Annotated in this window: 10 protein-coding genes; all 10 read left to right on the top strand. The window is 35.5% G+C overall.

Annotation, left to right across the window (positions count from 1 at the left end; translation table 11 throughout):
- Positions 1-272 precede the first annotated feature (272 nt).
- Positions 273-1,598, top strand: coding sequence for a chromosomal replication initiator protein DnaA (gene dnaA, locus AB1397_05905; protein MEW6482520.1), 1,326 nt, complete (start codon positions 273-275; stop codon positions 1,596-1,598).
- 112 nt (positions 1,599-1,710) lie between these two features.
- Positions 1,711-2,793 (top strand): DNA polymerase III subunit beta, encoded by a 1,083-nt coding sequence (gene dnaN / locus AB1397_05900; GenBank protein ID MEW6482519.1) that lies wholly within the window; start codon positions 1,711-1,713, stop codon positions 2,791-2,793.
- A 103-nt stretch (positions 2,794-2,896) separates the two neighbouring features.
- Entirely contained in the window at positions 2,897-5,062 is a 2,166-nt protein-coding gene (locus tag AB1397_05895; GenBank protein MEW6482518.1) for a DHH family phosphoesterase, read from the top strand.
- A gap of 14 nt (positions 5,063-5,076) precedes the next feature.
- A complete protein-coding gene (locus AB1397_05890; protein MEW6482517.1) occupies positions 5,077-6,153 on the top strand; it encodes a type IV pilus twitching motility protein PilT in 1,077 nt (358 codons plus the stop codon).
- Positions 6,154-6,175: 22 nt separating this feature from the next.
- Positions 6,176-7,288, top strand: coding sequence for a type IV pilus twitching motility protein PilT (locus tag AB1397_05885; GenBank protein ID MEW6482516.1), 1,113 nt, complete (start codon positions 6,176-6,178; stop codon positions 7,286-7,288).
- A gap of 62 nt (positions 7,289-7,350) precedes the next feature.
- Positions 7,351-8,376: a galactose-1-phosphate uridylyltransferase gene (gene galT, locus AB1397_05880; GenBank protein ID MEW6482515.1), complete on the top strand. Its 1,026-nt coding sequence runs from the start codon at positions 7,351-7,353 to the stop codon at positions 8,374-8,376.
- Entirely contained in the window at positions 8,373-10,451 is a 2,079-nt protein-coding gene (locus AB1397_05875; protein ID MEW6482514.1) for a glycoside hydrolase family 57 protein, read from the top strand. The genes galT and AB1397_05875 overlap by 4 nt, the downstream gene beginning before the upstream one ends.
- 88 nt (positions 10,452-10,539) lie before the next feature.
- The gene (locus tag AB1397_05870; GenBank protein ID MEW6482513.1) at positions 10,540-12,441 is read left to right on the top strand and encodes an alpha-amylase/4-alpha-glucanotransferase domain-containing protein; all 1,902 of its coding nucleotides are present in this window, start codon (positions 10,540-10,542) and stop codon (positions 12,439-12,441) included.
- Positions 12,438-13,004, top strand: coding sequence for an elongation factor P (locus AB1397_05865; GenBank protein ID MEW6482512.1), 567 nt, complete (start codon positions 12,438-12,440; stop codon positions 13,002-13,004). Before AB1397_05870 ends, AB1397_05865 begins: the two co-directional genes overlap by 4 nt.
- A gap of 272 nt (positions 13,005-13,276) precedes the next feature.
- Positions 13,277-13,987, top strand: coding sequence for a GIDE domain-containing protein (locus AB1397_05860; protein MEW6482511.1), 711 nt, complete (start codon positions 13,277-13,279; stop codon positions 13,985-13,987).
- The last annotated feature ends 164 nt before the right edge of the window (positions 13,988-14,151 follow it).

The following is a 14,151-nucleotide window of genomic DNA, read 5'->3' as shown; positions in this document are numbered from 1 at the left end:
CTTGACCTTTACTAAAATAGAATAATAAGATATAAAGATATAAATTGTAAATCTTAAAATTTAATAAAAATTTAAACTTTACAATTAAAATCAAGGTTTTCTGATGGTAAGGCTTTATAACTTCTTTTGTTTCAATGACTTAAGAGTTATTCACAGGGTTAATAACCTGTGGATAAAAAGGGGCCTTGAAAAACAAGGAAATATTCTTAAGATAAAAAAACAAGTTCTTTATTTTAAAGAGAATATAAAAACCTGTTAATAACTTGTTAAAAATGGAAAAAGAGTTTTGGGAAGAGGCATTAAACATCCTTAAAAAAGATATTCCCGAGGAAAAGTTTGAGCTTTGGCTTAAACCAATAAAACCCCTGACAATAGTTGACAATAAATTTAAAATCGCCATTCCCAATAAATATTTTAAGGATCAGCTTGAGGGGTGCTATAAAAACGCTTTAGAAAAAACCCTTTCAGGGCTTATAAATAACCCTATTTCCCTTGATTATGTGGTTGATAAATCTATTAAGGATACATTTATTAAAAAAATAGATAACATAAAAAGCAAGCTTACCCCACCATTTCCCCTAACCCTAAATCCAAAATATACATTTAAATCCTTTGTGATTGGAGAGAATAATAGGTTTGCCCATGCAGCATCCTGGGCGGTTGCTGAAAAGCCAGGCCATGCCTATAATCCTTTGTTTATCTATGGTGGTGTTGGTTTGGGAAAAACCCATCTTATGCAGGCAATCGGAAGCCATATATTCTCAAAAAATCCTTCCTTAAAGATAATTTATGTATCAACCGAGCAATTTACAAATGAGTTTATTGATTCTATACAATTTAATCAGCCTTTAAAATTCAAAGAAAAGTATAGAAATATAAATACCCTCTTAATTGATGATATTCAATTTTTACAAGGAAAAGAGCAAACACAGGATGAATTCTTCCATACATTTAATACCCTTTATGAATCGGGAAGGCAGATGGTTTTAACCTCTGATAGGCCACCAAAGGATATTCCAACTATTGAGGAAAGGTTGAGATCAAGGTTTGAAAGTGGCTTAATGACAGACATTCAACCACCAGATCTGGAGACAAGAATAGCAATTTTAAAAAGGATAACAGAGAATGAAAATATAAAAATAGATGAGGATATCCTTCATTTTATAGCAGGTAAAATAAAAACCAATATTAGGGAATTAGAGGGTGTAATGATTAGGGTAATTGCCCGCTATATATTAGAGGGAAAAAAAATTACCCTTAAGATTATTGAAGAAATATTAAAGGATATGGTCTCTAAAAAGGATGATTTAAATATTTCTATATCCACTATACAAAAAAAAGTAGCCAAATACTTTAATATAAAAATTGAAGATATAAAAGCAAAAAATAGAAGCTCATCAAATATTCTTCCCAGGCATATTGCGATGTATCTTTGTAAAAAATTAACAAATTTCTCCCTTCCCGAAATTGGAAGGGAATTTGGAGGAAAAGACCATACAACCGTCCTTTATGCTTGTAATAAAATAGAAAAAAGACTTCAATATAATAAAGACCTAAAAATAACCATAGATAATTTATCAACAAGCATATCTGAATAACCTTTTAATAAAAAAATTATTATTTTTATTAACAAATGGCTGTTAATAATAAGTATTTAAAATATAAAATAAAAGTAGACTTATTAAGATTTTCACATTATTATTATTATTTATGAAAATAATTTCTAAAAAAGAGATATTACAGGATCAATTTCAAAAAACCTTGATTTCTAATCTCAAATCGCCTATACCTATATTAAATAATATCTTTTTTGAAGCAAAAGATGGATATTTAACCACTATTGGGACAGATATGAATATGTCTATAAAATATAAACAAAAAATAGATATAGAAAAAGATGGTTCTATCCTCCTTCCAGGAAGAAAACTTACCGAGATTATAAATAATTTAGAGGATGAAATTATAATAGAGGTAGATAATCTAAAAACAAAAATAAGTTCTAAGGGCTCTATATTTCATCTTACAGGAATACCACCTGAGGAATTTCCAAGCTTTCCAAAGATTAAATGGGATATAGAATTTAATATTCCCCCAAATCTTTTACTAGAGATGATAAGAATGGTTATATTTTCAGCCTCACAGGATGAAACACTTATCCCATTTTGTGGAATATATTTAGAATTAGGGAATAATAAAATAAAAATGGTAACAAGTGATAAATATAGATTAAGTGTTATCTCAGATAATTTAGAAATAAAAGATAGTATAAGTATTATAATTCCTATAAAGGCCGTTTATGAGATAATAAAGGTATTAAGGGGTATTGAGAAGGATATAAAGGTTTATATTTCTGATAAGGAAATAGGAATAGAGACAGAAAATATATTGTTTATCTCAAGGCAATTAGAGGGGAAGTTTCCCGATTATAATAAAATCATTCCCAAAGAGCCTTTAAGGGAAATTGAATTAGATAGGGATATATTTCATTCTGTTTTAAGAAGGATATCCCTTATCAGCCAAGAGGGAGATAATTCTTCCAAATTTATTACAGAAAAAAATAGGCTTTTTATTACCGCAGAAAGTAGTTTAGGTGATGTAAGAGAGGAAATAGAGATAGATTATAAAGGTGATGAATTTAGTATTTTATTTAATCCAAAATATATCCTTGATGTTTTAAAAAATATTTCTAATAATAAAATCATATTCGCTGTTTCTAATAATATAGATAAAGGGATTATAAAAATTAAAGATAACCCTAACATTATCTATATCATTATGCCGGTAAGGGAATAAATGTTTAGCTTTAATAAAAAAATGAAATTCGAAATAAAAAAAATTCAAATAACTAAAATTAAAAATTCAAAACAATATAATTTAGAGGAACGAATATTATTTCGTGCTTCCTGCTATGGATGTTATCACCACCCATACAAATGCAGATTTTGATGCCATTGCCTCTATTGTTGCCGCAGCCAAGCTTTATCCATCTGCAAAGAAGGTTTTATCTGGTTCTTGTGAAGCTGTAGTAAAAAACTTTCTTTTTCAAAATCCCCAGGGGATTTTAAAATCAAAACAGATAAGCTTAAAGGATATAAAAAGGCTTATCCTTGTTGATACAAGGGAGAAAAGAAGGATTGGGAAATTTTCACAAGTTAAGGATATTCCTATTTATATCTATGATCATCACCCAAACCAGCCAGATGATATATCAGGAAACAGGGTAATAACAAAGGAATATGGAGCAACCATTACCATACTTTTAGAAATTTTAAGAAAAAAAAGGATAGAGATCACAAAAGAGGAGGCATCCTTGTTTTGCCTTGGGATATATGAAGATACAGGCTCTTTAACATTTCCAACCACAAGAAAAGAGGACATATCCTCTGTTTTATGGCTTCTTAAGAAGGGTGCAGACCTTTCTTTTGTTTCATCGTATCTAAACACAGCTCCCAGCAAGGATGAAATTATCCTTCTTTCAAAACTACTTGCATCCACAAGGGTTTATAAGATAAACAATATTGATATTGCATTTTCCTTTTTAAAAATAGATAAATATATTGGCGATTTGGCTATCCTTGCCCATAGAATGATGGATATAGAAGGATTTTCTTGTTTGTTTATCCTGATTAAAAAAGAAGAGCATATCCATATTATTGCAAGGTCAAGAATAAAAGATATAGATGTGGGAGCGATTCTTTCTGATTTTGGGGGAGGTGGTCATCCTGAGGCAGGTTCGGCAACCATAAAAGAGAGGTCTATTTTAGAGCTAAAAAGGATGCTTATTTCAAGGATAAGGAGGAATAAAAGAAACCTTTTGTTTCTCATAGAGGCAAAGGTTCCTTCTTTCCTTCGTGATTTTATAGATGAGGCATCTAAATTGGCAGATGAAATGAAGGTTTCTTGCTATATTATTGGCGGGTTTGTAAGGGACCTGATTATGGGAAAAGTCTCAAAAAGCCTTGATATTTTGATTGTGGGAGATGGAATATTGTTTGCAAAAAAATTAAGCGAGAGGCTTTCTTTGGATTGTATTTTTCACCCTAAGTTCAAAACAGCACAAATTTTAAAAAACGGAATAAAGATAGATATTGCTACATCTCGCTCTGAGGTCTATAGGCATCCAGGGGCCCTTCCCCTTGTAAAGGAGGCATCCTTAAAAAAAGATTTAAAACGCCGGGATTTTACCATGAATACCTTAGGGATTTTTTTAAACAAAAGGGGAAAGGGAAACCTGATAGATGTTTATGGAGGTTGTGATGACATTAAGAATAAAAGAATAAAAATTCTCCATAAAAAAAGCTTTATTGATGATCCAACAAGGATTTTGAGGGCGGTAAGGTTTGAATCGCGCTTGGGATTTAAGATGGATAGAGAAACAGAAAAGGAAGCATTTGAGGCGATAAAGAATGGCTGTTTATCACAGATAAGCAAACCTAGGATAAGAAATGAGCTTTGGCTTATCTTGTCTGACGAAAGACCCCAGAAGGCTTTTTTGCGTCTTTCTAAATTAGGTGGCTTAAATTTTATTCATCAAGGTTTGAGGGTAAATAAAAATGGATTTTTAAGGGCCAGGGAGGCTTTGCTTCAGGCATCAATCCTTGAGGATGAAATAGACATATCCCTGCTTCATCTCCTTGTCCTTGTGGATTCTCTTACAAAAGAGGAGGCAGAAAAATTTCTTTTTAGATTAAGGTTTTCTTCTAAAATAAGAAGGGATGTTTTAAGGATAAAGGAGGACAAAGAAATTCTTTTGTTCTTAAAGAATAAAAGCCTTAAAAATAGCGCAATTTATGAGAGGTTAAACAAGATGCCCCTTGAGGGCTTGGTCTTTATAATGTCAAAGACAAGGAGCATTATTATAAAAAAAAGGGTATTTTTATTCCTTATTGTGCTTAGAAAGACCTCCCTTTATCTTACCGGTGATTACCTAAAAAAGAGGGGAATTAAGCCTGGTCCTATATATAAAAAGATATTAAGGGAACTCTTTTATCTTAAATTGGATGGGAAGATAAAGACCAAAGATGATGAGGTAAAATTCCTTGACAAATTCTTAAAATCTTGATATATTTAAATTAAATGGCAAAAATAGATGGATTATTAAAAGAGCTTCTTGAAAGAAAGGGTTCTGACCTTCATATAAAGGCAGAAGAGCCGCCAATATTTCGGATAAATGGAAGGCTAACAAAGCCCAATACCCAAAAGCTTACCGCTAATGATACAAAAAATATCCTATACGAGATATTAAACGATGAGAGAAAAAGAATCTTTGAAGAAACAATGGAGCTTGATATTGCCTATACGCCAGAGGGTTTTGAAACAAGGTTTCGGATGAACCTTTTCTGGCAGAGGGGTTTTGTGGGTGCGGCGATCAGGGCAATTCCATTAAATATTCCAACCATTGAAGAGCTTGAGCTTCCTTTAACATTAAAGGACATAGCCATTAAGCAGAGGGGAATATTTTTGGTTACAGGTCCAACCGGCTCTGGAAAGTCAACCACCCTGGCAGCAATGGTAAATTATATAAACTCAAAAAGGAGGGGGAATATTATTACCATTGAAGATCCAATAGAATTTGTTTATAAGGATAATCTTGCCAGCATAAGCCAGAGGGAGCTTGGTGTAGATACAAAGAGCTTTGCCGATGCCCTAAAGGCTGTGATAAGGGAGGATCCTGACATCATCCTGGTTGGTGAGCTAAGAGACCTGGAAACAATCTCTGCCGCTGTAACAGCTGCAGAGATGGGGCACCTCGTTTTAACAACCCTCCATACAACCGATGCTGTTTCAACCATAAATAGAATAATAGATGTATATCCGCCTGATCAGCAGGCACAGGTAAGGGCACAGCTTGCCATGACCATTCAGGGCGTTCTTTCCCAGACGCTTCTTATTAAGGCAGATGGAAAGGGAAGGATTGTTGCTACAGAGCTTATGGTGGCAAATACAGGTGTAAGAAGCCTTATAAGGACAGGCAAATCAGAGCAGATATATTCTATTATCCAGGCAGGTGCAAAATTTGGAATGCAAACCCTTGACCAGAGCCTTTTAAATCTAACAAGAAGGGGTATTGTTTCTTATTCTGAGGCAATACAAAAGACATCAAACCCAGCAGATTTTGAACAAAGGGCATTAAGGATGGGAATAGCGTTATGAATTGTAAGTTGCAAATGGTAAATTGCAAATTTCAAATTTACAATTTAGGAGCGAAGCGACTTTGATTATTGAGAAGCTTTTGGAGTTGATGCTGAAGAAGGAGGCTTCTGACCTCCATATCAAGGCACATTCCTCGCCCCTTCTTAGGATAGCCGGAGATCTTATATCTTTAAAAGAAATAAGGCCCTTTACCCAGGAGGAGGCAGAGAGCCTATCTTTGGCATTGCTTACAGATGCCCAGAAGGAGAGGTTCAAGAAGGACCTCTCTCTTGATCTCTGTATGGACATAAAGAACCTCTCAAGGTTTAGGATGCATATATTCTATCAGCAAAGGAGCGTGGCTTCTGTGTTCAGGGCAATTCCATATAAAATCCCAACCATGGATGAGCTAAAAATCCCTTCTGTGGTAAAGAGCCTATGCACAAGACCAAGGGGGATGATTCTGGTAACAGGCCCTGCCTCATCTGGAAAGTCAACCACCCTGGCAGCTTTAATAGATTTTATAAATGAAAATAGCACCTCACATATTGTTACGGTTGAGGATCCCATTGAATTTGTCCATTCATCTAAAAAGGCTGTTATAAATCAGAGGCAGGTTGGTTCTGATACATTAAGCTTTAAAGATGCCTTAAAGCATATGTTTCGTCAAGACCCTGATATAATTCTTATTGGTGAAATGAGGGACTTAGAGACAATTCAAACAGCCATTACCGCGGCAGAGACAGGACACCTTGTTTTGGCAACCCTTCATACACCAGATGCAACCCAGACAATAGATAGAATAATAGATGTTTTCCCTCCCCATCAGCAACAACAGGTGCGTATTCAATTAGCCGCAAACCTTCAGGGTATTGTCTCCCAGGTTCTTTTGAAAAGGGCTGATGGCAAAGGAAGAATTGCCGCATTTGAGATTTTGATCGCTGTTCCTGCGGTAAGAAATTTAATCAGGGAGGGCAGAACATATCAAATTCCCTCATTTTTACAGGTGGGAAGGAGGCAGGGAATGGTCTCTTTGAATCAATCCCTTATTGACCTCTCAAAAGAAGGTCTGATTAGCCCAGAGGAGGCTATAAGCAAAGCCACAGATGTTGCCGAGCTTCTTTCTGTAATAACAGGAGAAGGGGAAGCAAAATAAAAATCAAAAGTCAAAATTTAAGGTAAAGATTTTTTTAAAAAATGACGATATATAATTAAGGGATGAGTGAATTAAGGAAGGATCCGATATTGGGAAGGTGGGTTATTATTGCCTCGGAAAGGGGGAAAAGACCTGGCGCATTTGAAAAGCCTCCAGAAAAAACAGATGTTGGTAGTTGCCCATTTTGCCCTGGAAATGAATGGATGACACCAAAGGAGATTTATAGCATAAGAAAACCCGGCTCAAAACCAGATGAAAGAGGATGGGATATAAGGGTTGTTCCCAATAAATTCCCAGCTTTGGGCATCGATGAAAAATTGGCAAAAAAGGGAAGGGGTGTATATGATATAATGATAGGGTATGGTGCCCATGAGGTTATTATAGAAACGCCGGATCACCATAAGCATATTAAGGATCAATCCCTTGATGAGATAAAGAATGTTATTTTTACTCTTCAGCACAGAATTGAAGATTTACATAAAGACCTTAATATGAGGTATGTCCTTGTCTTTAAGAATAAGGGCATAGAGGCAGGTGCATCTCTATTTCATCCACATACCCAGCTTATTGCAACGCCTGTTACGCCAAGGACTGTAAAGGGAGAATTGCAAGGTGCAGAAGCCTATTTTAAAGCAAAAGAGAGGTGTCTCTTCTGCGATATTATGGAGGAAGAACTTTTCCTTGAGAAAAGAATAGTCTCTGAGAACGATGGATTTGTTGCATTCTGTCCATATGCCTCAAGGTTTCCCTTTGAGATATGCATCCTTCCCAAGCACCACGATATAGACTTCCATTCTGAGGCTGTAAAAAAGAACAATAATTTATTGGCAGAGATTTTTTCTATAGTCTTTAAGAAGCTTGCTACCTGCCTTAATGACCCTCAATATAACTATATTATCCATACCGCACCCAACAGGTTTGCCAGAAGGGGTTATTGGCAGACATTGAATGAGGATTTTCACTGGCATATTGAGATAATGCCAAAGCTTACTAGGGTTGCCGGGTTTGAATGGGGAAGCGGGTTTTATATAAACCCAACGCCGCCAGAGGAGGCAGCAAAGGCATTAAGGGAAGCAGATTTACCATGAAAACATTGTATCTCTCATTTCTATGGCACCTCCATCAGCCATTCTATAAGGATAGCCTTACAAATTCATATACCCTTCCCTGGGTAAGGCTTCATTCAACAAAGGGCTATTATGATATGGCATCTATCCTTGAGAAATTTCCAAATATTAAGGCAACCTTTAACCTTACACCATCCCTTTTGTCCCAAATTAGGGATATTGCAAAGAATGATGTAGCTGATTACCATTATGAAATAAGCAAAAAACCTGCTAATTCTTTAACCGACGATGATAAAATATACCTCCTTTCAAACTTTTTCTTATGCAATTGGGAGACAATGGTTTTTCCATATCCAAGGTTCAAGCAATTATTGCAGAAGAGGGGAAAAAATGTATCAATAAATGAGATTAAAAAGAGAATAAATGAATTTTCCGAGAGGGATATAAGAGACCTCCAGGTTTTTTATAACCTAAGCTGGTTTGGATTTAAGGCAAGGGAGGATGAATTTATAAATAACCTTTTTATAAAAGGCGAAGATTTTACAGAGAATGAAAAGCAAACACTCCTTAAAAAACAAAGGGAAATAGCTGCATCAATAATTCTAAAATACAAAAATCTTCAGGATAAAGGTCAAATTGAAATTTCAACCAGCCCATTCTATCACCCAATCCTACCTTTACTTATGGATGGAAAGAGGGGAGGGTTTGATTTGAAAGAGGATGCAAAAGCTCAGCTCGAAAATGCTATAAGCCTTTATTCTGAAATGTTTGGAAAGCCTCCCAGGGGTATGTGGCCACCCGAGGGTGGTGTTTCGGATGAGATATTCCCCCTTCTTTCGCAATCTGAAATTTCCTGGTGTGCAACCGATGAGGAGATTCTTTTTAATACAATTCCAAACCTAGGTAGGCATTCAATATACAAGATGTATGAGCTAGAGGGGGTAAAGGTATTCTTCAGGGACAAAAACCTTTCAAATTTAATATCCTTTGTCTATTCACAGAATAAGCCAGAGAATGCTATTTCTGATTTTATCAGTCATCTCAAGAGAATAAGGGATTATGTCTCTGCTATCCCTGGTGAGCATATAGTAAGCATAATCCTTGATGGTGAAAACCCTTGGGAATACTATAAGGATGGTGGAGAGGCATTCCTTTCTGGAATATATGAGGAATTGTCAAGCCTTTCTGATCTAAAGACAATAACATTCTCTGAATTCGCAAATATAGCAAAAGAATCTACAAAACTTACCAATATATACCCAGGCAGCTGGATTGACCATTCCTTTAGAATTTGGAGGGGAAAGATAGAAAAGGATAAGGCTTGGGATTATCTTAAAAATACAAGGGATGAGCTTATAAGAAATATGCCAAATAACAAAAGTGCATGGGAGGAGATATATATTGCAGAAGGCTCTGATTGGTTCTGGTGGTATGGCGATGATTTTGAGTGTTCACAGGATGATATCTTTGACCTTATCTTTAGAACACACCTTAAGAATGTCTATAAAATCATGGGAAAAACACCTCCCTTCTATCTTGATGAGGCAATAACAAAGCCAAAATTTATAAAGCCCCTAACCTTTCCTATTCATTCTATCTCTCCTATAATAGATGGAAGGATAACCAGCTATTATGAGTGGCTATGTGCAGGCAGCTATGAGATAAGCTTTTCTGGCGGAACAATGCATTATTCAGAGAATAGGATAAAGAAGATAATGTATGGCTATGACCTTAAAACCCTTTATATTGCTATTGATGTGCTCAATCATTTTTTAGAGAATGAGTTTTTGGTAATAAATATAGAGACAAAGGCAAGGTATAAGGTAATAGTTTCAAAAAATGGAAAGGGAGAGCTATTTGAGATTGCATCTGAGGGAAGCTTGATAAAAAAGGAAGATTTAGAGAATATAGCATTTTCTAAAATATTAGAGCTAGCTATTCCTTTTGAGATTATCTCTGTAGGTCAAAAGGAGGAGGTAAGGTTCACAGTATCATTGGAAAGAAGCGGGATGGTTATTGAAAATTGGCCAAAATCCGGTTATATATCAATGTTTGTTCCCACCCCTGAATATGAAGCAATGAAATGGTCATGTTAATGAGAGTCAGGAGTCAGGAGTCAGGGGTCAGGGGTTACAAAATTCGCAATTCACATTCCGCATTCCGCATTCTAAATTCCGCATTCCAATGAATCTTCTCCTCTGTCTCCATTCCCATCAGCCGGTTGGGAATTTTTCCTATGTATTTGAGGATGCATATCAAAAGGCATACAAGCCATTTCTGGATGTATTTGAGAAGCATCCAGAGATAAAAATAAATCTCCATTATAGCGGATGCCTCCTTGAATGGCTTTTAGAAAATCACCCAGATTTCTTACAAAGAATAAAAAACCTTATAAGCGAAGGAAGGGTAGAAATTTTATCGGGTGGATTTTATGAGCCAATTCTTCCCATAATCCCCGAAGCCGATGCAAAGGCTCAGATTGAGATGATGGATGATTTTTTAAAAGCCCATTTTGATATAGAGCCAAAAGGTTTTTGGCTTTCCGAGAGGATTTGGGAGCCTTCTATTCCAAAGCTTGTTCCTTTTTTAAAATATACAACCATAGATGATACCCATTTTCTCTGGTCAGGGATTCCCATAGATAGCCTTTCTGGCTATTTTTTAACCGAAGAGCAGGGAAATACCCTAGGAATATTTCCTATTGATAAAAACCTACGCTATTTTATTCCATTTAGAAGACCAGAAGAGATCATAGATTATCTAAAGATAAAGCCTCCTGATGCTTGCTTGACAATGGGTGATGATGGAGAGAAATTTGGCCTTTGGCCTGGGACACATAAATGGGTATATATAGATGGATGGCTTGAAGCATTTTTCCAATTATTGGAGGAGAATAAAAACTGGCTTAAGACAGAGAGATTTAGCGAATACCTTGAAAAATTCCCTTCCTCTGGGAAGGTCTATATCCCCTGTGCCTCTTATGAGGAGATGACCGAATGGTGCCTTTTGACATTATCTTGCGAGAGGTTTCATAATGTAATTGAGGAGGCAAAAAGGATAGGGTTCTATGATAAAGCAAGGGAATTCTTAAAAGGGGGATATTTTAGGAATTTCTTTATAAAATACCCTGAGGCAGACCATTTGCATAAGAGGATGGTTTTTACCTCAAATATTATTGGAGAAAATAGAGAGGCAAGGAAATTTCTCTATAAGGCACAATGCAATTGTGGATATTGGCATGGTGTGTTTGGCGGGCTTTACCTTCCTCATTTAAGAAATAGCCTTTATTCAAACCTTATTAAGGCGGAGGGTTTTGTTAAAGATGTTGTTATAGAAAAAGACATTAACAATGACCTAAAGAATGAAATTTATATAAAAAAATCGCCCTTTAGCCTTATTATCGAGCCCTATAAGGGTGGAATTATCTCTGAAATAGATACAGGGGGTAAAAATATAACAGATATAATTTCAAGGAGAAAAGAGGCATATCACAGCTTTCTTAAGGAATGCCCAATTGAGGAGGAGTCTAAAACGCCAAGCATTCACGAGGTAAAGAAAGACCTATCCTCTGCTTCTTCCTTTCTCTTCTATGACCAATATACCCACAATTCTTTACAAGACCATATATTTTCTCCCGATACAGGGTTAAAGAATGTAAAAGAAGGCTCTATTGCCTGGCTCTTTAAGCCCTATGAAAAGCCTTATCGCTATCAAATCAAGGATTCTAATGTTTTGCTTTCATATTGCGATGAAAATATTTCAATCTCTAAGGAAATTATTTTACACAAGGATTCCCTTGAATTTAAATACAAAACAAAGGGGATTTCTGGGTTGTTTGGCGTTGAATTTTGTTTTTCTATTATTGATGATAAAGAGGAAGAAATAAGGGGGAAAAGGATAGAAATGGATAATATAATTATAAAAAGCAATAAAGATGTTATATTCTGGAAGATACCTCTATACACGGTTTCCCAATCAGAAAGATGTTTTGATGTAATCCAACAAGGCCTTATCATAATGGCAACAATTTTACTTGAAAAAAATACATCTTTTGATGTAAATTATAAAATAGAGGTGAAAGGATGATTAAGGCAGAAGAGGCAAGGGAGGGAAGGGTTGTAATGGTAGATGGAAAGCTCTATAGGGTCTTGAATCTTGAATTTGGAGGTGCGGCAAAGGCAGGAAGGATTGTCCATCTAAAGATTCAAAATATTGAGAATCAATCCATAACCCAGGCAACCTTCCATGGAAATGACCTGATCGAGGATGTAACATTAGATAAGTATCCTATGGAATACATCTATAACGATGGCTTAAATTATTATTTTATGAACAAAGAGACATATGAGCAATTTGCTCTCCCATCTTCTGTGGTGGGAGGCATTAGCCAATATCTTAAGGAGAATACAGAGATTATGGTTGAATTCTATGATGGAAAGCCTGTAAACATTGATTTTCCAAAGACAATTACACTTAAGGTAGAAAGCACAGCCTCTGCTATCCATGAGGGCTCATCTGGTGCTCCATTTAAGAGTGCAACCCTGGAGAACAATATGGAAATTCTTGTCCCCCAATTCATAAAGGAGGGAGATGTTATAATCGTTGATACAGCATCGGGGAAATATGTGGATAGGGTAAAAAAATCATAATCGTTTAGTATTCTGAATAAAATCCTTGAAAAACGAGAAATTATTTAAACGAAAAATTTTGGTTATTCTGGTATTCGTAGTCACAGTTCTTGCAATTCTTATTGCCTGCGCTTCAGGCAAAGTTTCTTTCGAAGAGGCAAAAATATTTGGATATGCTCCTGAAATACTAGTGATTTTAGTTGTTTTTTTATCTTTTTCTAAACAGCTTTGTGCAATTCCGCAAGAAGAGATTAGTAGAAAACATACCAACTTCAAAAATTCGTTCTGTGGCAATGGGTTTTGCTGAACTTACCGGTAAAGCAAAACAAAGATTCCCCTTAAAAAGTCCGTTAACTTATACTGATTGCGTATACTATAGGTTTACAATAGAAAAAGAACAAGAAGATTCCGAGGGAAGAAGTTATTGGGAAGTTGTAAAGGAAGAAAAATCTACGAATTATTTCTATATTGAAGACGATACGGGTAAGATACTGGTTGACCCATTAGATGCGGAAGCAATCTTACCGGTTGATTACCAACATGTCGATGCAACGGGTGGTGGAGAAATACGCTACACAGAGTGGTATATTCAACCGGATGAACAGGTATATGTTTTAGGCACAGTAAGAAAATTTAAAGATGCTGTTTTAGACCGTAAAAAGAAGCTTCGGGAAAGACTCCGTAGCTTAAAAAAAGACAAAGAGAAACTTAAACAGTTTGATGTCGATAAAAATGGCCAGATAAGTATTGAAGAATGGGATAAAGCGCGCGAGCAAATAGAGCAAGGATTATTCGAAGAAGAACTTAAACAACCCCAAAAACCTGAAGATGATATTGTTATTGCAAAAGGTGATACAGAAAAAACATTTGTTATTTCAGATAAAAGCGAGAAAGAGGTAAGGAAAGAGCTGGGAATAGAAAATATTGCTTTGATTTTTATTATGGGTTTTTGCTTACTCATCACGATGGGTATATCGCTGTTAGCAAAGTCATGTCTACCATAGAAATTTGCAATTCGGTGGGAAATTTTTCGTAAGGATTAAAGGAGGGAAAAATGGGTATGTTTATTTATTTATAGTTAATTCCATAACGCTTTACAAAATGTATGTGTTTAGATAATCTTAAGGAAAACTTTATAAAATTATGAATTTTGAATGTTGAATTTTGA

Source organism: bacterium, from assembly GCA_040756715.1.
Taxonomy (GTDB): domain Bacteria; phylum UBA9089; class UBA9088; order UBA9088; family UBA9088; genus JBFLYE01.
The sequence above is the reverse complement of the archived record's forward strand: the minus strand, read 5'-3'. Positions and strand labels throughout refer to the sequence as shown.

Excerpts from the sequence above, each read along its gene's own strand:
- dnaA (MEW6482520.1), top strand. The coding sequence starts at position 273 with ATGGAAAAAGAGTTTTGGGAAGAGGCATTAAACATCCTTAAAAAAGAT.
- AB1397_05890 (MEW6482517.1), top strand. The coding sequence starts at position 5,077 with ATGGCAAAAATAGATGGATTATTAAAAGAGCTTCTTGAAAGAAAGGGT.
- galT (MEW6482515.1), top strand. The coding sequence starts at position 7,351 with ATGAGTGAATTAAGGAAGGATCCGATATTGGGAAGGTGGGTTATTATT.
- dnaN (MEW6482519.1), top strand. The coding sequence starts at position 1,711 with ATGAAAATAATTTCTAAAAAAGAGATATTACAGGATCAATTTCAAAAA.
- AB1397_05875 (MEW6482514.1), top strand. The coding sequence starts at position 8,373 with ATGAAAACATTGTATCTCTCATTTCTATGGCACCTCCATCAGCCATTC.
- AB1397_05870 (MEW6482513.1), top strand. The coding sequence starts at position 10,540 with ATGAATCTTCTCCTCTGTCTCCATTCCCATCAGCCGGTTGGGAATTTT.
- AB1397_05865 (MEW6482512.1), top strand. The coding sequence starts at position 12,438 with ATGATTAAGGCAGAAGAGGCAAGGGAGGGAAGGGTTGTAATGGTAGAT.
- AB1397_05860 (MEW6482511.1), top strand. The coding sequence starts at position 13,277 with ATGGGTTTTGCTGAACTTACCGGTAAAGCAAAACAAAGATTCCCCTTA.